The organism is Gryllotalpicola protaetiae (assembly GCF_003627055.1).
GTDB classification, from domain to species: Bacteria; Actinomycetota; Actinomycetes; order Actinomycetales; family Microbacteriaceae; genus Gryllotalpicola; species Gryllotalpicola protaetiae.
This window is the reverse complement of sequence record NZ_CP032624.1, coordinates 581,043-600,295: the sequence shown is the minus strand read 5'-3', so window position 1 is coordinate 600,295 and position 19,253 is coordinate 581,043. Positions and strand designations below refer to the sequence as shown.

At 69.5% G+C, this 19,253-nt stretch carries 23 protein-coding genes and 1 pseudogene; 11 read left to right on the top strand and 13 right to left on the bottom strand.

The features are described from left to right. Positions 1-33: 33 nt before the first annotated feature. The 5 genes and pseudogenes from D7I44_RS03005 to xseA form a co-directional block, all read right to left on the bottom strand. Positions 34-1,389, bottom strand: coding sequence for a class II fumarate hydratase (locus tag D7I44_RS03005; protein WP_245980193.1), 1,356 nt, complete (start codon positions 1,387-1,389; stop codon positions 34-36). A gap of 91 nt (positions 1,390-1,480) precedes the next feature. After that, on the bottom strand, positions 1,481-2,122 hold the full coding sequence (locus tag D7I44_RS03000) for a carbonic anhydrase (RefSeq protein WP_120788124.1): 642 nt from the start codon (positions 2,120-2,122) through the stop codon (positions 1,481-1,483). Next, a complete protein-coding gene (locus D7I44_RS02995; RefSeq protein WP_120788123.1) occupies positions 2,119-2,775 on the bottom strand; it encodes a DUF4245 domain-containing protein in 657 nt (218 codons plus the stop codon). Before D7I44_RS02995 ends, D7I44_RS03000 begins: the two co-directional genes overlap by 4 nt. Further along, positions 2,776-2,991: an exodeoxyribonuclease VII small subunit gene (locus tag D7I44_RS02990; protein WP_425459329.1), complete on the bottom strand. Its 216-nt coding sequence runs from the start codon at positions 2,989-2,991 to the stop codon at positions 2,776-2,778. It lies immediately after the preceding gene. Continuing rightward, positions 2,986-4,267 (bottom strand): annotated as a pseudogene (gene xseA, locus D7I44_RS02985) (exodeoxyribonuclease VII large subunit); the annotation flags it as partial. The gene D7I44_RS02990 and the pseudogene xseA, both read right to left, overlap by 6 nt. A gap of 77 nt (positions 4,268-4,344) precedes the next feature. Here xseA and D7I44_RS02980 point away from each other — a divergent pair. After that, positions 4,345-5,376, top strand: coding sequence for a 4-hydroxy-3-methylbut-2-enyl diphosphate reductase (locus tag D7I44_RS02980; protein ID WP_120790767.1), 1,032 nt, complete (start codon positions 4,345-4,347; stop codon positions 5,374-5,376). Then, positions 5,373-6,035 carry a DUF6264 family protein gene (locus D7I44_RS02975; RefSeq protein ID WP_120788121.1) on the top strand — a complete coding sequence of 221 codons (663 nt, stop codon included), beginning with the start codon at positions 5,373-5,375 and terminating at the stop codon, positions 6,033-6,035. Before D7I44_RS02980 ends, D7I44_RS02975 begins: the two co-directional genes overlap by 4 nt. Before the next feature lie 179 nt (positions 6,036-6,214). Here the strand turns inward: D7I44_RS02975 and fbaA are convergent, their stop codons facing one another. Genes fbaA through D7I44_RS02960 form a run of 3 tightly spaced genes read right to left on the bottom strand, consistent with a single transcriptional unit; the run spans position 6,215 to position 9,119 of the window. Next, complete coding sequence (gene fbaA / locus D7I44_RS02970) at positions 6,215-7,243, bottom strand: class II fructose-bisphosphate aldolase (protein WP_120788120.1); 1,029 nt, start codon at positions 7,241-7,243, stop codon at positions 6,215-6,217. Between the two features lie 35 nt (positions 7,244-7,278). Beyond that, entirely contained in the window at positions 7,279-8,487 is a 1,209-nt protein-coding gene (locus D7I44_RS02965) for a DNA recombination protein RmuC (protein ID WP_120788119.1), read from the bottom strand. A 47-nt stretch (positions 8,488-8,534) separates the two neighbouring features. Next, on the bottom strand, positions 8,535-9,119 hold the full coding sequence (locus tag D7I44_RS02960; protein WP_120788118.1) for an exonuclease domain-containing protein: 585 nt from the start codon (positions 9,117-9,119) through the stop codon (positions 8,535-8,537). 30 nt (positions 9,120-9,149) lie between these two features. Between D7I44_RS02960 and D7I44_RS02955 the strand changes: the two genes are divergently transcribed. Next, the gene (locus D7I44_RS02955) at positions 9,150-9,911 is read left to right on the top strand and encodes a class I SAM-dependent methyltransferase (RefSeq protein WP_220093821.1); all 762 of its coding nucleotides are present in this window, start codon (positions 9,150-9,152) and stop codon (positions 9,909-9,911) included. On the opposite strand, the gene D7I44_RS02950 is transcribed toward D7I44_RS02955, so the two are convergent. Both D7I44_RS02950 and D7I44_RS02945 read right to left on the bottom strand, forming a co-directional pair. After that, positions 9,807-10,877 carry a DMT family transporter gene (locus tag D7I44_RS02950; RefSeq protein ID WP_162940022.1) on the bottom strand — a complete coding sequence of 357 codons (1,071 nt, stop codon included), beginning with the start codon at positions 10,875-10,877 and terminating at the stop codon, positions 9,807-9,809. The genes D7I44_RS02955 and D7I44_RS02950 overlap by 105 nt on opposite strands. A 108-nt stretch (positions 10,878-10,985) precedes the next feature. Further along, positions 10,986-11,819: an SDR family oxidoreductase gene (locus tag D7I44_RS02945; protein WP_120790766.1), complete on the bottom strand. Its 834-nt coding sequence runs from the start codon at positions 11,817-11,819 to the stop codon at positions 10,986-10,988. Positions 11,820-11,907: 88 nt separating this feature from the next. Between D7I44_RS02945 and D7I44_RS02940 the strand changes: the two genes are divergently transcribed. The 3 genes from D7I44_RS02940 (at position 11,908) to D7I44_RS02930 (ending at position 14,263) form a co-directional block, all read left to right on the top strand. Further along, positions 11,908-12,486, top strand: a complete 579-nt coding sequence (locus tag D7I44_RS02940) for a TetR/AcrR family transcriptional regulator (protein ID WP_120788115.1) — start codon at positions 11,908-11,910, stop codon at positions 12,484-12,486. 57 nt (positions 12,487-12,543) lie between these two features. Next, a complete protein-coding gene (gene ychF, locus D7I44_RS02935) occupies positions 12,544-13,620 on the top strand; it encodes a redox-regulated ATPase YchF (RefSeq protein ID WP_120788114.1) in 1,077 nt (358 codons plus the stop codon). Positions 13,621-13,690: 70 nt separating this feature from the next. Further along, on the top strand, positions 13,691-14,263 hold the full coding sequence (locus D7I44_RS02930; RefSeq protein WP_120788113.1) for a YceI family protein: 573 nt from the start codon (positions 13,691-13,693) through the stop codon (positions 14,261-14,263). Positions 14,264-14,332: 69 nt separating this feature from the next. Here D7I44_RS02930 and D7I44_RS02925 read toward each other — a convergent pair whose 3' ends face one another. After that, the gene (locus D7I44_RS02925; RefSeq protein ID WP_120790765.1) at positions 14,333-14,674 is read right to left on the bottom strand and encodes a YciI family protein; all 342 of its coding nucleotides are present in this window, start codon (positions 14,672-14,674) and stop codon (positions 14,333-14,335) included. A 53-nt stretch (positions 14,675-14,727) separates the two neighbouring features. On the opposite strand from D7I44_RS02925, the gene D7I44_RS02920 reads away from it, so the two are divergent. Continuing rightward, positions 14,728-15,345 carry a DJ-1/PfpI family protein gene (locus D7I44_RS02920; RefSeq protein WP_120788112.1) on the top strand — a complete coding sequence of 206 codons (618 nt, stop codon included), beginning with the start codon at positions 14,728-14,730 and terminating at the stop codon, positions 15,343-15,345. Positions 15,346-15,425: 80 nt separating this feature from the next. Here D7I44_RS02920 and D7I44_RS02915 read toward each other — a convergent pair whose 3' ends face one another. Then, a complete protein-coding gene (locus D7I44_RS02915) occupies positions 15,426-16,343 on the bottom strand; it encodes a cyclase family protein (protein WP_120790764.1) in 918 nt (305 codons plus the stop codon). 67 nt (positions 16,344-16,410) lie between these two features. On the opposite strand from D7I44_RS02915, the gene D7I44_RS02910 reads away from it, so the two are divergent. The 3 genes from D7I44_RS02910 to D7I44_RS02900 are packed head-to-tail and all read left to right on the top strand — an operon-like array spanning position 16,411 to position 17,851. Beyond that, positions 16,411-16,830 carry a globin domain-containing protein gene (locus D7I44_RS02910; protein WP_120790763.1) on the top strand — a complete coding sequence of 140 codons (420 nt, stop codon included), beginning with the start codon at positions 16,411-16,413 and terminating at the stop codon, positions 16,828-16,830. Between the two features lie 19 nt (positions 16,831-16,849). Further along, a complete protein-coding gene (locus D7I44_RS02905) occupies positions 16,850-17,137 on the top strand; it encodes a DUF1905 domain-containing protein (RefSeq protein WP_120788111.1) in 288 nt (95 codons plus the stop codon). Positions 17,138-17,185: 48 nt separating this feature from the next. After that, the gene (locus tag D7I44_RS02900) at positions 17,186-17,851 is read left to right on the top strand and encodes a CHAD domain-containing protein (protein ID WP_120788110.1); all 666 of its coding nucleotides are present in this window, start codon (positions 17,186-17,188) and stop codon (positions 17,849-17,851) included. On the opposite strand, the gene D7I44_RS02895 is transcribed toward D7I44_RS02900, so the two are convergent. Continuing rightward, positions 17,852-18,343 (bottom strand): flavodoxin domain-containing protein, encoded by a 492-nt coding sequence (locus tag D7I44_RS02895; RefSeq protein ID WP_162940021.1) that lies wholly within the window; start codon positions 18,341-18,343, stop codon positions 17,852-17,854. Between the two features lie 63 nt (positions 18,344-18,406). On the opposite strand from D7I44_RS02895, the gene D7I44_RS02890 reads away from it, so the two are divergent. Continuing rightward, a complete protein-coding gene (locus tag D7I44_RS02890) occupies positions 18,407-19,240 on the top strand; it encodes a DUF929 family protein (RefSeq protein WP_162940020.1) in 834 nt (277 codons plus the stop codon). Positions 19,241-19,253: the final 13 nt, after the last annotated feature.

The window sequence follows — 19,253 nt, the reverse complement described above, 5'->3', positions numbered from 1 at the left end:
ACTACTCCGGGGCCCTCGTGCTGTCGGGGATGCCTACGGGTGCGTCATGCTCAGCACATCGAGCTTCTCGTCGAGCTGCGCCTCGGTGATCTCGCCGCGCTCGACGTAGCCGAGCTTGATGACGGCCTCGCGGATCGTGAGGCCCTCGGCGACCGAGTACTTGGCGATCTTCGCTGCGGCCTCGTAGCCGATGAGCTTGTTGAGCGGGGTGACGATCGACGGCGATGCCTCGGCGAGGAAGCGGGCGTGATCGACATCGGCCTCGAGGCCGCGCACCGTCTTGTCGGCGAGCACCCGCGTCGCGTTCGAGAGCAGGCGGATCGACTCGAGCAGCGCCGAGCCCATCACCGGGATCGCGACGTTGAGCTCGAACGCGCCCGATGCGCCGCTCCAGGCGATGGTGGCGTCGTTGCCGATCACGCGTGCGGCGACCATGAGGGTCGCCTCGGGGATGACCGGGTTCACCTTGCCGGGCATGATCGACGAGCCGGGCTGCAGGTCGGGGATCTTCAGCTCGCCGAGGCCGGTGTTCGGGCCAGAGCCCATCCAGCGCAGGTCGTTCGAGATCTTGGTGAGCGACACGGCGACGGTGCGCAGCGCGCCCGACGCCTCGACGAGCGCATCACGGTTCGCCTGGGCCTCGAAGTGGTTGCGCGCCTCGGTGATCGGCAGCTCGGTCTCGTCGACGATGAGCTCGATCACCTTCTGCGGGAAGCCGAGCGGCGTATTGATGCCCGTGCCGACGGCCGTGCCGCCGAGCGGCACCTCTGCCACGCGGGGGAGTGCGGAGTTCACGCGCTCGATGCCGTAGCGCAGCTGAGCGGCGTAACCGCCGAACTCCTGCCCGAGGGTCACCGGCGTCGCGTCCATCAGGTGCGTGCGGCCCGACTTGACGGTGTCCTTCCACAGCTCGGCCTTCTCCTCGAGGGCGACCGCGAGGTGGTCGAGCGCCGGGATGAGCTGGTCGATGAGCGCGCTCGTGACGGCGATGTGCACCGAGGTCGGGAACACGTCATTCGACGACTGCGAGGCGTTCACATGGTCGTTGGGGTGCACGGGGCTGCCGAGGCGCCGAGAAGCGAGCGTCGCCAGCACCTCGTTCATGTTCATGTTCGACGACGTGCCGGAGCCGGTCTGGTACACGTCGATGGGGAATTCGCCGTCGTACTTCCCGGCGATCACCTCGTCGGCCGCCCACGCGATGGCGTCGGCGATCTGGCCGTCGAGGGTGCTGAGCTCCTTGTTGGCGAGTGCCGCCGCCTTCTTGATGCGGGCGAGCGCGGCGATCTGCGCCGGCTCGAGCGTCGACCCGCTGATGGGGAAGTTCTCGACGGCGCGCTGCGTCTGCGCGGCGTACAGCGCGTCGCGGGGCACCCTCACCTCGCCCATGGTGTCGTGCTCGATGCGGTACTCGGCGTCGGTTTCGGTCGTCACTTCGGTGTGCACTTCCTCGTGTCGCGGATGTGGTGGGTGCTGCCGCTTATGACGGCAGGCCGATGAGCACGTCGGGCACCGCGGTGCCCTCGTGCAAGCGGTAGTTCGCGCCGACGATTCCGACCGAGCCGTCGACGACCTTGCGGCTGATCAGCTCGCTTCCGGTCAACAGGTCGGTGATCGTGTCGCGCAGGTGCTCGCGGCCGACCTCTGAGGCGTCGATCGCAGTGGTGTCGAGCGGTTCGCTGCCGCGGGCGCGCGCCACGCGGCGCACGGCGGGAACGATCGGGCCGATGAGCTTCTCGATCTTGGGCGTCAGCCCAGGGGCATCCGTCGCCTGCGAATCGATGGCGGCGCGCACGGCACCGCACTCGTCATGGCCGAGCACGAGAATGAGCGGAACGCCCAGCACGCCGACCGCGTACTCGAGTGAGCCGATGGCCGAGTCGGATGCCACCTGGCCGGCGTTGCGGATGACGAAGGCGTCGCCGAGGCCGAGGTCGAAGATGATCTCGGCGGCGAGGCGCGAGTCGCTGCACCCGAAGATCGCGACCGTGGGATGCTGGCCGTCGGCCAGGTCCTCGCGGCGCTCGACGTTCTGGTTCGGGTGGCTCGGTGCGCCCGACACGAAGCGGCGGTTGCCGTCGAGCAGGCTCTGCCAGGCTTCGGCGGGGGTGGGCGAGGTCATCGGTCGGCGCTCCCGTCGAGTTGCGGCGCAAGCGCCTGTGCCACCGTCGCGAATTCCTTGGGGCTCGCGGTGCCGGCGAGCACGACCGTGCTCGCCGCATGAGTCGCGACCAGCGCGTAGGTGGTGTTGTCGCTGTCCGACTGGCCGGCGCGGTTGTCGTAGACGACCCACTTCACCCCGCCGATCGTCGTCGATCCCGTGGCCCGGATGCTGTCGACCTCATCGACGATCCAGGTGTCGTCTGCCTTGAAGCCCTGGTCGAGGCCGATGTACTGCTTGTCGGGCGAGATGAAGCCGATGTGCCAGTCATCGATGCCGGAGGACGAGCCCGTGCGCAGCTCGGCCGCGTTCGCCGTCCATCCCTTCGGCAGGTCGGGGGACAGCAGCGGGTCGGGCTCGGTGCCCGTGCCCTGTGACGCGACCGACTTCCAGTCGACGGGCTTCCCGACCGTTCCCGGGCTGTTCCGCGGCACGAGCAGCACGATCACCAGCACGATGCCGAGGGTCGCGATCAGGGAGTAGACGAGATTGTTGACTGTCTGCCGCTGGCGATGCAGCCGGCTCGATTCGGCCTTGCGCGCGACCGTCTCGGCCGCGGTCTCGGGGCGCCCGAGCTCGGCGACGACGCGGCCGGCCGGTCTGTTGTCACTCATCTAGAACTCGTCGCCACCCGTCTTTTGGCCGCCCCCCTGCGCGCCGAGGCGAGCGGCGTCGAGCCGTGCCTTCGCGCCGATGAGCCATTCCTCGCAGCGGCGGGCGAGCGCTTCGCCGCGCTCCCACAGCTGCAGAGACTGCTCGAGGCTGGCATTTCCCTGTTCGAGCTCGCTGACGACCTTCACCAGCTCGTCGCGCGCCTGCTCATAGCTCAGCGCTGCGACGTCGACGGTCGTGTCGGGAGTTGGCACGGCGTTCATTCTAAGTGGCTCCTCACTGACGATGTTGGGTGCCGCCCGAGACGGCATCGATGGCGCCGTCGGCGAGCGTGATCACGAGAGCCGTGCCCTCTGGCGCGGCATCCGCGCTCTTCAGCACATGCCCGCCCGCCTGCACGATCGCGTAGCCGCGGTCGAGCGTCGACTGCGGCGACAGGGTGCGCAGGCGCGCACCGAGTTCGCGAACGGATGTCTCAGCCCGCTCCACTGTGCGTGCGGCGAGCTCGGCCCCCCGAGCGACATAGCGCGTGATCTCCTCGGCGCGGGTGTCGACGATCCAGCTGGTGGTCGCGAGCGCCGGCCGGCTGCGCAGCTGCGCGACGCGGTCGATCTCATGGCCGACGAGCGAGGTGACTCGCGTCTGCATGCGGGTGCGTGCCTGCTGCACGCGCACGAGCTCTTCGGCGACGTCGGGGACGACACGCTTCGCGGCATCCGTCGGCGTCGAGGCGCGCAGGTCCGCGACCTCGTCGAGCAGCGGGCGGTCGTTCTCGTGGCCGATCGCGGAGACGAGCGGCGTGCGGGTCGCGGCCGCGGTGCGCACGAGGGTCTCGTCGCTGAACGGCAGCAGATTCTGGAAGTCGCCGCCGCCGCGGGCGACGATGATGACGTCGACCTCGGGGTCGTCGTCGAGCTGTCTGATCGCCGCGGTCACCTCGGTCGCCGAGCGGTCGCCCTGCACCGCCGCGTAGACGGTCCGGAACTGCACGGCCGGCCAGCGCAGCAGCGCGTTCTTCTTGACGTCCTTCTCGGCGTCGGAGTCCTTGCCCGTGACGAGCCCGATCAGATGCGGCAGGAACGGCAGCGGCTTCTTGCGGGCGACGTCGAACAGGCCCTCGGAGGCGAGCTGGCGCTTCAGGCGCTCGAGACGCTCGAGCAGGTCGCCGAGGCCGACGTGCCGCAGGTCATACACCTGCATCGACAGGGTGCCGCCCTTGACCCAGTAGTCGGGCTTCACGGCGGCGATGACCCGGTCGCCTTGCGCGAAGTCCTTGTCGAGGCGCGAGGCGACCGACGACCAGACGTTGATGCTCACCGTGACGTCGAGCTCGAGGTCCTTGAGCTTGCCGTAGACGTTGCCGCCCCGCACGTTCCATTGGGTGAGCTCGCCCTCGACCCAGGCGGTGCCGAGGCGGTCGACGTACTCCTTGATCTTGGCCCCGAGCACGGCGACCGGCCACGGCGACTCGAGCGTGGGTGCACCCTCTGCCATGAACGACCTCTTCCCAGGTAGTGCGCGCTGGCCGACCTAAACTGAACGGCGTGAGCGACTCTTCGATCAGCCTCGGCATGCCCCGCATCGCGGGTGCCGGCGGGCGGCTCAAGGATATCCCGGTGGTCGGACACAAGCGGGTCCTGCTGGCCTCCCCGCGGGGCTACTGTGCAGGAGTCGACCGGGCAGTCGTCGCTGTGGAGAAAGCTCTCGAGCGCTATGGCGCCCCCGTCTACGTGCGCAAGCAGATCGTTCACAACAAGCATGTGGTCGCCACCCTCGAGCAGCAGGGCGCGATCTTCGTCGACGAGGTCGACCAGGTGCCGCAGGGCGCCCATGTCGTGTTCAGCGCCCACGGCGTCGCGCCGTCGGTCGTTCAAGCGGCGTCGGACCGGGGCCTGCGTGCCATCGACGCGACCTGCCCGCTCGTCACCAAGGTGCACCGCGAGGCGGTGCGGTTCGCGCGCGACGACTTCGAGATCCTGCTCATCGGCCACACGGGCCACGAAGAGGTCGAGGGCACGGCGGGCGAGGCGCCCGACAACGTCACGATCGTGAACAGCCCGGAGGAGGCCGACAGCGTGGTCGTCCGCGACCCGGAGAAGGTCGTCTGGCTGTCGCAGACCACGCTCTCGGTCGACGAGACGATGGAGACGGTGCGCCGTCTGCGCGCACGCTTCCCCGCCCTGCAGGACCCGCCGAGCGATGACATCTGCTACGCCACGCAGAACCGCCAGGTCGCGATCAAGAAGGTCGCGCAGGAGGCAGACGTCGTGATCGTCGTCGGCTCGGCCAACTCGTCGAACTCGGTGCGGCTCGTCGAGGTCGCGCTCGAGCACGGGGCGAAGGCCGCCTACCGCGTTGATTACGCGAGCGAAGTGCAGCAGGACTGGCTGGCGGATGCCGAGACCGTCGGCGTCACGAGCGGGGCCTCCGTTCCGGAGGTGCTCGTCCAGGAGCTCCTCGACGACCTCGCCCAGGCCGGCTACGGCGACGTGCACACGGTGCAGACCGCTGAGGAGGACCTGATGTTCTCGTTGCCGCGCGAACTGCGCACCGACACGTCCGGCAACCGCGACGCCCGCGCACTGGGTGGTCGCAGCCGATGAGCGATTCCGGTTCCGATTCCGAGCGCCACCGTCGCCCGGAGTACGGCGAGTACGCGACTCCCGAGGAGCAGCGTGCCGCGATCAAGCAGCCCGCGGAGTGGCAGCTCGAGGGGCCAGAACCGCACCTCGACGCGACCCGGCTCGCGCCTCAGCCGCCCGCGCCTGGGACTTATGGCCCGGGTGGCCCGCAGCACGGCGGCCAGCAGCAGGGCCCGATGCACTGGCCTCAGGAGGAGTCGCGTCCGCCCCAGCAGCCCATGGCGCGCGCCGGCTTCGGCGACCGCCTGGTCACGTTCGTGCTGCTCGGTTTCGGTCTCTCCAACGTGTTCGGCGTGGTCTCGGACGCATTCAACGGCGGCCAGGTCATGCGCGAGTCGATGGCCGTCATGGGTTCGAGCTACGAGCAGCTCGCCAATGCGCTTCCCGGCTGGCTGTGGCAGGGGCAGGCGATCATCTACGGCGTCGTATGGCTCGTGACGCTCTTCGTGTCGCTGACCGCGATGCGTGCAGGGCGCCGGTCGTGGTGGATCCCGCTGCTGGGGGCCGTCGTCGCCGGCATCCTCTTCTTCGCGATCTTCGTCATCGCGTTGGGGGAGAACCCCGAGCTGCTGAACATCTTGCCGTCGCCATCGCCGGCTGACACCGGCTCGTCGACGTAGGCCGGTAGGACACCACGGCTTGGGTGGCCGGGTCGGGCCCTTACCTTCGGACCACTTCGATGAGGGAACAGTTCCTGAGTGAAACCGAATCTGTTCCCTCATCGAAGCGCGCATGAGCTATCGCGCGAACCCACGGCAGACGTTGCGGATCCGGCGCTCGCACTACGGCCAGGGCTGGGCTACTTGCCGGACTTGCCGGCCGAGCCGAGCTGCTGGGTCGCCTCGATGACGCGCTTCGCCATGTCGGTCTCGGCGATCTTGCCCCAGGCGCGCGGGTCATACTTCTTCTTGTCGCCGACCTCGCCGTCGACCTTCAGCACGCCGTCGTAGTTCGACAGCATGTAGCCCGCGATCGAGCGGGTGAACGCGTACTGCGTGTCCGTGTCGATGTTCATCTTGATGACGCCGTTGCTGACCGCCTCGGCGATCTCTTCAGGCGATGAGCCCGAGCCGCCGTGGAAGACGAGGTCGAGCGGCTTCGGGCCGTGGCCGAACTTCGCTGCGATGCCGGCTTGGATCTCGCCCAGCAGCTCGGGCCGCAGCTTGACGCCGCCCGGCTTGTAGACGCCGTGCACGTTGCCGAAGGTGAGGGCTGCGATGTAGCGGCCCTTCTCGCCGAGGCCGAGCGCCTCGACGGCCTTCGTCACGTCGCCGACGGTGGTGTACAGCGCGTCGTTGGTGCCCTCGTGCTTGACGCCGTCTTCCTCGCCCCCCACGACGCCGACCTCGATCTCGAGGATCGCGTTGATCGCGCTCGTGCGCTTCAGGATGCCCTCGGCGATCTCGATGTTCTCGTCGAGCGGCACCGCAGAGCCGTCCCACATGTGCGACTGGAAGATCGGCTCGCCGCCGGCCTTCACCTGCTCCTCGCTCGCAGCGAGCAGCGGCAGCAGGAAGCTCTCGAGCGCGGGCTGCGGGCAGTGGTCGGTGTGCAGCGCGACCGTGATGCCGTAGTTCTTGGCGACCTCGGTCGCGAAGCGCGCCATGGCGAGCGCGCCGGTCGCGCGCGCTTTCACGGACTGGCCGGCGAAGTAGTCTGCGCCGCCGGTCGTGACCTGCAGGATGCCGTCGGACTCCGCCTCGGCGAGGCCCTGCAGCACGGCATTGATCGTCTGCGAAGACGACACGTTGAAGGCGGGGTAGGCGAAGCCGCCTGCCTTTGCCCTGTCAAGCATCTCGGCGTACTGGTCAGGCGTTGCGACAGGCATGGGGTCTCCTTCGAGGTGGCGGGCCGGTTCCTACATTAGGGGGATTCCGTCAGCTCCAGAGCGGTCAGAGGCCGGGGAACTTTCTCGATGGTTTCCGGTTCGTCGACTTGTGACAGCCGCGAGGGGTCGATGCCGGGGAACTGCCGCGCCGTGACGAGCACGCGGGTCTCGAGCGTGCCCGCGAACGCGTTGTACGACTCGACCGTGCGCTCGATCGCCTTGCGCAGCGCGTCGGCATGGCCCGACAGTGTCCCGATGCGCGAGTACAGCAGATTGCCGAGGTCGAACAGCTTGCGCGCCTCGTCGGTCACCGCCTGCTGCTGCCAGGTGATCGCGACGGTCTTGAGCACGGCCCAGAGATTGACGGGGGATGCCAGCGCCACCCGCTTCCCGAAGGCGTAGTCGAGCAGCGCCGGATCGGCATCGAGGGCCGATGCCAGCAGCGACTCGCTCGGCACGAAGGCGATCACGAACTCGGGGCTCACCTCGAGCCCCTCCCAATAGGCCTTCTTCGCGAGGGCGTCGATGTGCCCGCGCATGGCCCTGACGTGTGCGGCGAGCAGCGCCGCCCGGCGCGCGCCTTCCTCGCCTGCGGCGGTGTCGGGAATCGCCGAGGCCTCGAGGTAGCTCTCGAGCGGCACCTTCGAATCGACGGCCAGCTGCTTCCCGCCCGGCAGGCGGATCACCATGTCGGGGCGCAGCGTTCCGGCATCCGTCGAGATCGTCGTCTGCACGGTGAAATCGACGTGCTCGGTCAACCCGGCCGCCTCGACGACGCGGCGCAGCTGCGTCTCGCCCCAGACGCCGCGCGTCGAGTTGGAGCGCAGGGCGCCCGCGAGCGACTCGGTCGTGGTGCGCAGCCGCTCGTCGCTGACCCGCGCGAGCCGCAGCTGCTCGGCGAGCGAGCCGTATTGCTCAGAGCGCTCGCGTTCGAGCTCTGCCACCTTCTGCTGCATCGCGCCGAGGGTCTCGCGCACCGGCGCGAGTGCCTGCAGCACCTGGTTCTGCTGCCGCTCTCGGGCCTCGCGCGCAGCCTGGTCGGCGCGCAGCTGCTCGGCGGTCTCGCGCTGGGCGGCGAGCTGCTCGCGCAACGCGGTCACGGTGGCCTCGGCTGCGGCCAGGTCGGCGCGCAGGTCGCCTGCCCTGGAATCCGCCGCATCGCGCCGCCGCAGTACGAGCACGGCGAGCGCGCCGATCGGCGCGCCGGCGAAAAGGCCGATGACAAGTGCGAGGAAAGCGGGCATGCGGTCAGTCTTCAACCAGCCACCGACATCGGCGGCGAGGCGCCCCGCTACGCGGCGACGCGGGCCGCGCCGAGCCGGCCGACCTTGATCGCACAGGCGCGCGCGAGCGCGATGACGTCGTCGACGTCGTGGCGGCGCGCGGCGTGCACCATGATCGCGGCGCAGGCCTCGGCGTCGGCGGCGGCGTTGTGGTGTTCGAAGCCCTCGAATCCGGCCGCCATGGCCGCCGACGGCAGGCGGTACGAGTCGAGGTGGTACGTCTTGCGGGCGACCTGCAGGCTGCAGACATACGTCGCGACCGGCACCTCGAGCCCCGTGACCTGGCACGCCGTGCGGATCACGCCCATGTCGAAGCCGGCGTTGTGCGCCACGAACGCGTCGCCGTCGGCGAAGGCGAGCAGATCGGGCAGCTGCTGCTGCCAGGTGAGCGCGTCGAGCACGTCGGCGGCGCGAATGCCGTGGATGCGGATGTTCCAGTCGAGGAACTCGTCGTGGCCGGCCGGCGGCTGGATCAGCCAGTACGCCCGGTCCACCACGTGGCCGCCGCGCACCTTCACGAGCCCGACGCTGCAGGCGGACGCACCTGAGGAGTTCGCCGTCTCGAAGTCGATCGCGGTGAAATCCAGTGCCACGCGCCCATGCTCGCACGGCAGGATGTGACCGTGGTCAATGACACCCCGAACAGCCAGCCCAGCAAGAACGACCACGCGCGCAGCTTCGACGCGGCCGCGCACGTCTATGAGGAGTCCCGCCCCGGCTACCCGGCTGACGCGGTCGACTGGCTCGTCCCGGCCGACGCGCGCCGCGTTCTCGACGTCGGCGCGGGCACCGGCAAGTTCACGCGGATGCTTCAGGGCGAGGACCGCGAGGTGATCGCCGTCGACCCGAGCCCGCAGATGCTCGAGGTGCTGCGCGACAAGGTGCAGGGTGTCGAAACGCTGCTCGGCACCGCCGAGCGGCTGCCGCTGCCCGACGAGAGCGTCGACGCCGTCACCTTCGCGCAGGCCTGGCACTGGGTCGAGCCGGGCCGCGGCGAGCGCGAGGTCGCCCGCGTCCTCAAACCGGGCGGCACCCTCGGCCTCATCTGGAACAGCCGCGACGACCGCGTCGACTGGGTGCGCGAGCTCGGCGAGGCGATGGGGTCGAACGACGGCTACAGTCCGTCGGCGCTCGCCGAGCACCCGGTGGGCGCGCCGTTCGAGGGCGGCGAATCCGCGGAGTTCGGCTGGGTGCAGCGGCTGAGCCGCCCCGGCATCCTCACCTTGGTGCGCTCGCGCAGCTACTTCCTCGTCAAGAATGCAGACGGGCAGGCCGAGACGCTACGCCGGGTCGAGGCCGTGCTCGACCGGCATCCCGAGATCGCTGCCGCCGGTGTGATCGAGCTGCCCTACGTCACTCAGGCGTACCGCTTCCGGCGCGGCTGACGGCGAGATCGGCGTGACGGATGCCTGCGGGCCGCGCTTCGGCAGCGTGACGCGCACCGCGAGCAGCACCCCGGCGGTCGACACCGCGAGGCCCGAGACCTCCCACCGGTTCGGCCACGTCATCGTGACCAGGTGCACCATGACGACGCCCGCGAGCGTGCCGACGACGATCAGCTGAGCGGCGAGCGACACGGGCAGGGCGAGCGAGGCGATGTTCCACAGTACGGTCGCGACCCACGACAGCAGGATGCCGATCACGATGCTGACGGCGATGAGCCAGAGCCAGTCGGCGGCGCCGAGGGCGGGCTGGGCGCGGTGCTGCGCGGCGGCGGCCGGGATGAGCAGGAGGGCCAGCGGCAGGCATCCGATGCCCACGGCACCCGCCCAGTCGCGAGATGAGATGAGCGGATGCCGCTCGAGGAAGGTCGCGTTCGCCTCCGAATACCAGGCCCACCCGAGCATGCCGACGAGCGCCAGGGCGACACCGAACGCATAGCGCCCAGGGCTCGCGATGTGGTGGCCGACGAACGACTCGCCCGACAGCAGCGCGAGCCCTGCGACGGTCAGCACGACGGGCCAGACGAGCCGTCGCATCGGCACCTCGCGGCGCTTGAGATTGCCCCAGATCGCGAGCGCGACGGGCAGCACACCGTACACGATCGTCGAGGTCGCGCCGTCGGCGAAGCGCACCGAGAGCAGCACGAGCACGAACTGGCCGACGTTGCCGATCGCCGCGAAGATCAGCGCCGTCGCCCACTCGCGCGGGCCGAGCGTGCGCAGCGCGCGCCACGCGCGGGGCAGCAGCGCGAGCGCGATCAGCCCGAACACCGTGTAGCGGCCGACCGCGAGCGCGATCGGCGGCACGGCGGACGGCGTGACCAGCCCGACGATGAACGCGGTGGCCCAGATCACGTTCGCCCCGATGCCGGCGAGCACGCCGGAGCCGAGAGAACGTGAGGGGTGCACGAACTCAGCGTATGGGGCATGACCGACGCTCGGGCATCCGTACCGTGGGTCGGAGTACCCGCTCAGGCGGCTGCGACCGGGCATCGAACGCGGAGGGCGCCCCGTACTCTATGCGGGGAAGTCCGCTGACGCCGCCTGCGCCTCCTGCGGTTCGACGTCCGCGAGCCGGTCGGTGAGGGCGGCGCGAATCGCAAGGTAGGCGGAGTGACCGAGGACGAGACGCCGCGGGGCCGGCTCCTGGTTGACGCTGGCGATCATGAGGGCGGCCATCCGCTCCGGGTCGCCGGGCTCCTGGTAGGCGGGGTTCTGGAGGCCGCGGACGCCCGCTGCAGGGGTGCCGTCGTAGGCGGCGAGGGGTGTGCCGAGTTGGAGGCCCCTGAGGCGAAACCCGGTTCGCGCACCACCCGGCTCGACGATCGTGACGCCGATGTTGAACGGAGCGACCTCGTCGGCCAGCGACTCGGCAAAGCCCTCGACGCCCCACTTGCTCGCAATATAGAGGGAAGCGCCTGCGCCCGCGGTCTGCCCGCCGACCGTCGAGAGCTGGACGATACGACCTCCCCCTTGAGCGCGCAGGTGTGGGAGTGCTGCACGAACGACCTGGATCGAGCCCGTGAGGTTGGTGGCGATGATCTGCTCGATCTGCTCGTCGCTGACTTCCTCGGCGGCTCCGAAGAGGCCGAATCCCGCATTGTTCATCACAACGTCGATGCGGCCGAGCGCCGTGAAGGCGGCATCGACTACCGAGCGGACCGCGGCCGTGTCGGTCACGTCCAGGCTGGCGACCCAGATCTGGTCGCCGTAGCTCGCGACGAGGTCGGCCACGGACCCCTGCTTGCGGACGGTGCCCGCGACGCGATCGCCCGCCTTCAGGAGCTGCTCGGCCATCGTGCGACCGAAACCGCTGCTGATGCCCGTAATGAACCAGGTGCGCTGAGGCATGTCTTCCTCCATCTTCCGGGGGTCGATGCGACCCACCAACTTTTCAGTTGGTCAAGCATACCAACTTTCTGGTTGGTAGTCTGGGGACATGGAGCAGCCGCTTTCCACTCGCGATCGAATCCTGGCGGCCGCCATCGCGGAGTTCGCTGATCGCGGATTCGCCGGCGCCCGCATCGATCGGATCGCGGCGGCGGCCAAGGCGAACAAGGAACGCATTTACGCCTACTTCGGCGATAAGGAAAGCCTGTTCCGTGCGGCCATGTCGTCGGCGGTGACCGACGCGTCCGTCTGGTTGCCCGACAGCGGCGATGAACTCGTCCGCGCGACCGGCGATCTGTTCGACACGGCTTTCGACAATCCCGAGCTCGGCCGCCTCTTGACCTGGCGCAGGCTGGAGAACACCGCCAGGGGCGACGAAGACGAGCAGTCGCAGGTCCAGCAGAAGGTCGCGGACATACGCGACGCTCAGGCGAAAGGGATCATCGACTCGTCGTGGAACGCTTCGGATCTGTTGGCCATCGTCGCGGCGCTGTCTGGCGCGTGGGCCAGCGCTCCGGCCGCCCTGAAGCGGCTCGCAGAAGCTGAGGGACAGCCCGTCAGCGCGCGGCGAGCCATAGTCGAGGAGGCGATGCGACGCATCCTCAGGCCGCAACCACAGCGCGAATAGTCGCGGTCGTCTCGGCGCTCGGGACGGGCGTTGGGGCTGCTCCCGTAGGCTGTCGGGGTGGCTTTGACAATCGGAATCGTCGGTCTTCCCAACGTCGGCAAATCGACTCTCTTCAACGCGCTGACCAAGAACGACGTGCTCGCGGCGAACTACCCGTTCGCGACGATCGAGCCGAACGTGGGGGTCGTGAACCTGCCCGACGAGCGGCTCGGCCGACTCGCCGAAGTGTTCCACTCCGAGCGCCTCGTGCCGGCCACGGTCTCGTTCGTCGACATCGCCGGCATCGTGAAGGGCGCGTCGGAGGGCGAGGGGCTCGGCAACCAGTTCCTCGCGAACATCCGTGAGGCCGACGCCATCGCGCAGGTCGTGCGCGGCTTCACCGACGACGACGTCGTGCACGTGGCCGGCGCCGTCGACCCGCGCGGCGACCTCGACACCATCAACACCGAGCTGATCCTCGCCGACCTGCAGACCCTCGAGAAGGCGCAGCCGCGCATCGAGAAGGAGGTGCGCGGAAAGAAGACCGACCCCGCCGTGCTCGCCGCGGTGAACGAGGCGATCGAGCTGCTCTCGGCCGGCACCGTGCTGTCGGCGGCGAAGGGTCTCGACCTTCCTGCTTTGCGCGAGTTCGGGCTGCTGACGGCGAAGCCCGTCATTTACGTCTTCAATGTCGACGAGTCCGTATTGACGGATGCTTCGCGCAAGGCCGCCTTGGCCGAGTTGGTGGCCCCGGCGAAGGCCGTGTTCCTCGACGCGAAGATCGAATCGGAGCTCATCGACCTGCCTGAGGATGAGGCGCTGGAGCTGCTGCAGTCGACCGGCCAGGACGAGTCCGGCCTCGACCAGCTCGCCCGCGTCGGCTTCGACACCCTCGGACTCCAGACCTACCTGACGGCAGGGCCGAAGGAGGCGCGTGCGTGGACCATCCACAAGGGGTGGAAGGCGCCGCAGGCGGCCGGAGTGATCCACACCGACTTCGAGAAGGGCTTCATCAAGGCCGAGGTCATCTCGTTCGAGGACCTTGTCTCGCTGGGGTCAGTGGCGGAGGCGCGCGCGCACGGCAAGGCCCGCCTCGAGGGCAAGGACTACGTCATGCAGGACGGCGACGTGGTGGAGTTCCGCTTCAACGTGTGAGCCTGCCGTGTCGCTGCCCCTACGGGTGACAGGATTGGGGAGGTTGGGGCATCCATGGGAGAGGGAGAGCATGACCGACAACGGACTCGACTTGAGTGGCGACTGGGATCTGGACCCGGCGCACACTCGCATCGGCTTCTCGGCCAAGCACGCCATGGTGACGACCGTTCGCGGTGCGTTCAACGACATCACCGGCAGCCTGCACGTCGACCTCGACGAGCCGAGCGCGTCGACGGCCGAGGTCGTGATCAAGGCCGCGAGCGTCGATACGCGCAACTCGCAGCGCGATGACCACCTGCGCAGCGGTGACTTCTTCAACGCCGAGCAGTGGCCGGACATCGTGTTCCGCAGCACCCGCATCGAAGAGGTCGGCGAGAACGCGATCGTGGTCTCCGGCGACCTGACGATCCGCGATGTCACGAAGCCGATCAGCATCCCGATCGAGTACACGGGTGCGCGGGCCGACCCGTTCGGCGCACTGCGCGCCGGCTTCGAGGGCACCCGCCGCATCGACCGGCGCGAGTTCGGTCTCGAGTGGAACACCCCGCTCGACTCGGGCGGCGTCCTCGTCTCCGAGAAGATCACGCTCGAGTTCGAGATCTCGGCGATCAAGCGCGAAGGCGACGCCGAGCAGGCCGCTTAACGCAGCAAACACCGCGTAGGGCGCACGTTTCCGCTGAAAACGTGCGCCCTACGGCGTTTTGTGTGCCGCTCAGGCGAGCGGGTCGTACTGGAACGCCCGCAGTTCTTGCGTGCATCTGCATGCGACGGCGATCTTCGCCGCCCATTTCACCGCGTCGGCCCGCGTCTCGACCTCGATGACGGTCATGCCGCCGTCGAGCTGCGCGGTCTGCGGGTACGTGCCCTCGGCCGCCTCGCCGTCGCCGGTCACCAGCACCGGGGCGACGCTCTCGTCGATGCCGCCCCCGAACACGTAGACCCCGGCGGCTCGCATCTCGTCGAGCACGGCGTGCGCGGCATCCCCAGCCGCCTGCCACTCGTCAAGCGCGAGGTCCATCGCGCTGCTCGGGAACGAAATCAGGTACTTCGTCATGGTCGCGAGCACAGCACGCGCCATGGGCCGCGTCAACCGGCCAGACTGAGCGCATGACAGCTGCGCGTTCGATCACCATCGTCCTGTTCGACGGCTTCGAGCTGCTCGACGTGTTCGGCCCGGCCGAGCTGTTCAGCCAGGTCGACGGCCTCACGACGAGCTATGTCGGGCCGACCCGCGCGCCGGTCGCGAGCGCGCAGGGTGTCGCCGTCGTGCCCGACTTCGCCTACGCAGACGCCCCCGCCCCCGACATCGTGCTCGTGCCCGGCGGCAGGGGCACGCGCACGCTGGTCAACGATCCCGACACGCTCGCCTGGCTGCGCGCGTGGGCGGGCGGCGCGCAACTCATCACCTCGGTCTGCACGGGCTCCGGACTGCTCGCGGCAGCCGGCCTGCTCGACGGCTACCGGGCGACCTCGAACAAGCGATCCTTCGCCTGGGCGTCGAGCCAGGGCGCCGACGTCGAGTGGGTGCCTGAGGCGCGTTGGGTCGAGGACCGCGACCGGTGGACCTCGTCGGGCGTCGCTGCCGGCATGGACATGGCGGCCGCGCTCATCGCCTCGATTTTCGGTGCGGATGCCGGGCAGCGCGCCGCCGACCTCGTCGAGCTCGAGCTGCACACCGACCCTCACTGGGACCCGTTCGCGAAGCTCAACGGCCTCGTCGACTGACGCTGAGCGGCGAAACGCACGATTCGTCACCTTCGCGGCCGGCTCGCACGTGACGAATCGTGCGTCTTGTGACGAATCGTCTAGGCGGGCACCTTCGCAAAGGCTCGTACAGGAAAGGTTCCGAAGCCCTCGACCCGAGGCGGCACCGCCGTGAACAGCGCGCCGCTCGGCGGCAGCTCGCCGAGGCCCGTCAGGTGCTCGACCACGTGGATCCCCGCGGCGAGGAACACCGAGTGCTCGGGGCGCTCACCGCCGGCATCCGCCTCGGTGTCGTCGATGTTCTGCGAATCGATGCCGACCAGCGTGACGCCATGCTCGGCCAGATACGCGACCCCGCCGGGCGCGAGGAACGGCGCGTCGGTCGCATACTCGGGCGAGCCGAAGTGACGGTCCCAGCCCGTGTGCAGCAGCACGGCCTTGCCCCGTACCTCGCGGTCGAAGAAGACGGAGGCCGGGATGCCGCGCGCGTCGGCATCCGTCAGGTGGAACACCTCGGCCGGCAGGTCGACGAGCGTCTCGAGCGTCGTCGCGGCGAGGTCGGAGCCGCCTTCGTAGCGGTGGAACGGCGTGTCGAGATAGGTGCCCGTGTTGCCGGCGAGATCGATCACGTCCATAACGAATGTCGTGCCCGGCGCGTACCGCTCGACCGCCTGCTCGCGCGTCAGATGCGGGCGGATGCCGGGGGAGGGGATGCCAGGAAGCGTCACCATCCCCTCGCGAATGGTGTGGCTGAGCTCGACGAGGCGGAAGTCGGCCGTCGCGACGGCGGCGAGCGGCTCGACGCCGCGACTGCCGCGATGCTGCTCTTCGATCACCTGCAGGTTCTCGAGCCGCACGTCAGCTACCAGCGCAAGACCGAGGTGCTGCACGAGCAGCCTTCCGATCTCAGCTTCCGAGATCGCATCTGAGGGCAGGTCCAACCGGAATCCGTCTGCGCTCAGCGAGCCGCCGTTGACGAAGGAAATGTGCGCGTCGAAGACGGCGCGGTAGTCGGTCATCATCTGATGATGGCAGTGGTCCCAGAAACGCCTGGCGTCGCCGCCCTGGCAGTGCGACCCTGTGCGCATGACGCTCTACGACGAGCTGGGCGGATTCGACGCGATCCTCGGGGTGTGCCGCCGCTGGAACGAGCTGTGCCTCGCCGACCCCGTCGCGGAGCATCCGTTCTCACATGCCTATGTTCACCCGCAGCACGACGAGCGCCTCGCCGCGTACCTCAGCGAGGCGACGGGCGGGCCCAAGCTCTACACCGCCGGCTACGGCACCGAGACCAGGGTGCAGCGCATGCACGCCGGCAACGGCCCGCATGAAGAGCTCGACGGGATCTGCCTGAGGCTCTTCGACCAGGCGCTCGCAGAATCACCGATCGACGCCGACACGGCCGGCCGCCTCGGCGCCTACTTCCGCGCGGCCACTCAGAACATGACCCGCTACGACGCCTCGGCCGAGTCCGTCCCCGACGGGCTCCCGCTGCGCATGGCCTGAGCGCGACTACGGTTGCCGCATGGAGCTCAGCTTCCGCGGCGAGATCATCTACTGGCGCGGGCCCGCGCCGTTCACCTTTGTGCGCATTCCGGAGGCCGAGAGTGACGACATCGCCGAGATCGCGTCGATGGTCACCTACGGCTGGGGCGCGATCCCCGTCAACGCGCGCATCGGTCAGACGGAGTTCTACACCGCCCTCTTCCCGAAGGACGGCGTCTACCTGCTTCCGGTGCGCGTCGCGATCCGCCGGGCGGAGCGCATCGACGTCGGCGATGAGGTCGACGTCGAGCTCTCTGTCGGCGGCTGACGACCAGCGGTCCTATCGCCTATCGGGGCACGGGACAAGACTCGAGGCATGAGCAGCGATCCCTCGGCCGCGACGTGGCTGCGCGACGTCATCGATTCACTCATCGGCCTCGGCAGCGCGGTGCGCCGAGACGAGCCCGATTCCGTGCACCAGGCGCGCACGATGACGCGCCGGCTGCGCGTGGTGATCGGCCTCGTGCCCGGCGACGCGGCACGGCCCGCGCGCAAGGAGCTGAAGAACTACGGCCGGGCGCTCGGAGCGGCGCGCGATCTCGAGGTGCGGGCCGAGCTGGCGGCACGCCTGCTCGACGAGCTCGGCGACGACGACGACACGGATGCCGCGCATCAGCGTCTCGTCACCGGAGTCCTGGCCGAGTACCGGGTGGCGCACGCGCGGCTCGTCGAGTATCTCGACGGCCGCGCCTATCGTCGCCTGCTCACGCTGCTCGAAGACGTCGCGGACGACGCGGAGGATCTCGATGAGCTCGCCGTGCAGCACGAGGCGCGCAAGCATGCCCGCGCCCTGCGGTACCTGGCGGAGGCTCTCGCCGACGACGGCACGGCGAAGCTCGGAGCCCGGTTGCAGGATGCCTTCGGCGAACACCGCGACTACACGCTGCTCGCCCGCTCGCTCGAGGGCGAGACCGACCGGTCGATCGCCGAGGTGCGCCAGGCAGCGCAGAAGCGCGGTCAGGCATCCCTCGGCAGGAAATAGCTACCCGCGCAACTCGTGCGCGAGCTGCGCGGCCCACAGCTCGACCGCGGCGCGGTCGCGGAAGTCACCGGAGTGCTTCTTGGCGACCGAGTTCGCGAGCCAGCCTGACGGGTGCTCGTCGAGGCGTCCGCCGAAGGTGGCGGTGCCTCGGGCGTGCACCTCGGTCGCGGCCCGCTGCAGCTGCGGCGCGACCGCCGCGGGGTGCTCGGCCGTGAGCGTCGTGAGCGGGCCGGATGCCACGAGCCAGACGGGCGTGCCCTTCCACTCCTTCGCCACACGGTGAACGAGCCGCCGCGCGTCGGGATGCCACCGCTGCTCGTAGACGGCCCCGGCGATGAACGCCGCGTCGAAGTGCTCGAGCTCGGTGTCGACCAGGCTCGCCGGCTCGAGCTCGACCTCAAGGCCGTTCTCGAGCAGTTCCCGCGCGATCCACTCGGCGATGCCGACCGTGCCGCCGCGCCGCGACGCGTATGCAACCAGAACGCTAGTCATGGGCTGAGTCAACCTCGCGACATCTGGCGCCGCATGGGCCGATCGTCCCGACATACTGTTCGGGTGGCCCGACCCCTCCGCTCTCGCGTGTCCCTCCAGATCATCGTCGGAGTCGTGATCCTCGCCGTCGCAGGCGCCGTGGTGTTCGCGGTGGCCCAGGGCACCCGCCGCACGAGCGCCCCGACGGCCGGCGCCACGCACACGGCGGCCCCGGCCGGCATCGCGACCGCCGTGGGCTCGGTGCCCGCTTCCGTCTTCGACACCGTCGGGATCGGGACGGCCAAAGTCGCCCCCGCCAAGATCGATGCGCCCGGGCTGACCGACGGCGGCAAGCCGCAGGTGGTCTACGTCGGCGGCGAGTTCTGCCCGTTCTGCGCCGCAGAGCGCTGGCCGCTCGCGGTCGCGCTCGCGCGCTTCGGCACCTTCGACGCGCTCGGCGAGACGAGCTCGGCACCGGCTCCCGAGGTGTATCCGGGCACGGCGACGCTCAGCTTCCACGGCGCGACGTTCACGAGCGACTACCTGTCGCTCGCCGCGCGGGAGATCTACGACCGCGACCACAAGCCGCTCGACAAGCTGACGGATGCCGAGCAGCAGGTGCTCTCGACGTACGACGCGCCGCCGTACACGCAGACGTCCGGGTCGATTCCGTTCATCGACTTCGGCGGCGGCAGGGTCATCGCAGGCGCCCAGTACACGCCCGACGTTCTGGCGGGCAAGACGCAGGCGCAGATCGCCGCCGCGCTCAGCCAGCCGGGCTCGCCCATCGCGCAGGCGGTGATCGGCGCGGCGAACGTGCTCACGGTGGGGCTCTGCGAGCAGACCGCTGGGCAGCCGGCATCCGTCTGCCGGTCGAAGGGTGTGCAGACCGCCGCGGCCGCCATGGGGGCCGGCTGACCCGTGGCCGTAG

Coding starts and splice junctions, on each gene's coding strand:
- D7I44_RS02980 (WP_120790767.1), top strand. CDS start 4,345: ATGCCCCGCATCGCGGGTGCCGGCGGGCGGCTCAAGGATATCCCGGTG.
- D7I44_RS02900 (WP_120788110.1), top strand. CDS start 17,186: ATGAGCAGCGATCCCTCGGCCGCGACGTGGCTGCGCGACGTCATCGAT.
- D7I44_RS02930 (WP_120788113.1), top strand. CDS start 13,691: ATGACCGACAACGGACTCGACTTGAGTGGCGACTGGGATCTGGACCCG.
- D7I44_RS02920 (WP_120788112.1), top strand. CDS start 14,728: ATGACAGCTGCGCGTTCGATCACCATCGTCCTGTTCGACGGCTTCGAG.
- fbaA (WP_120788120.1), bottom strand. CDS start 7,243: ATGCCTGTCGCAACGCCTGACCAGTACGCCGAGATGCTTGACAGGGCA.
- D7I44_RS02925 (WP_120790765.1), bottom strand. CDS start 14,674: ATGACGAAGTACCTGATTTCGTTCCCGAGCAGCGCGATGGACCTCGCG.
- D7I44_RS03000 (WP_120788124.1), bottom strand. CDS start 2,122: ATGACCTCGCCCACCCCCGCCGAAGCCTGGCAGAGCCTGCTCGACGGC.
- D7I44_RS02915 (WP_120790764.1), bottom strand. CDS start 16,343: ATGACCGACTACCGCGCCGTCTTCGACGCGCACATTTCCTTCGTCAAC.
- D7I44_RS02895 (WP_162940021.1), bottom strand. CDS start 18,343: ATGACTAGCGTTCTGGTTGCATACGCGTCGCGGCGCGGCGGCACGGTC.
- D7I44_RS02975 (WP_120788121.1), top strand. CDS start 5,373: ATGAGCGATTCCGGTTCCGATTCCGAGCGCCACCGTCGCCCGGAGTAC.
- D7I44_RS03005 (WP_245980193.1), bottom strand. CDS start 1,389: ATGGGCGAGGTGAGGGTGCCCCGCGACGCGCTGTACGCCGCGCAGACG.
- D7I44_RS02940 (WP_120788115.1), top strand. CDS start 11,908: ATGGAGCAGCCGCTTTCCACTCGCGATCGAATCCTGGCGGCCGCCATC.
- D7I44_RS02910 (WP_120790763.1), top strand. CDS start 16,411: ATGACGCTCTACGACGAGCTGGGCGGATTCGACGCGATCCTCGGGGTG.
- D7I44_RS02965 (WP_120788119.1), bottom strand. CDS start 8,487: ATGCCCGCTTTCCTCGCACTTGTCATCGGCCTTTTCGCCGGCGCGCCG.
- D7I44_RS02905 (WP_120788111.1), top strand. CDS start 16,850: ATGGAGCTCAGCTTCCGCGGCGAGATCATCTACTGGCGCGGGCCCGCG.
- D7I44_RS02995 (WP_120788123.1), bottom strand. CDS start 2,775: ATGAGTGACAACAGACCGGCCGGCCGCGTCGTCGCCGAGCTCGGGCGC.
- D7I44_RS02945 (WP_120790766.1), bottom strand. CDS start 11,819: ATGCCTCAGCGCACCTGGTTCATTACGGGCATCAGCAGCGGTTTCGGT.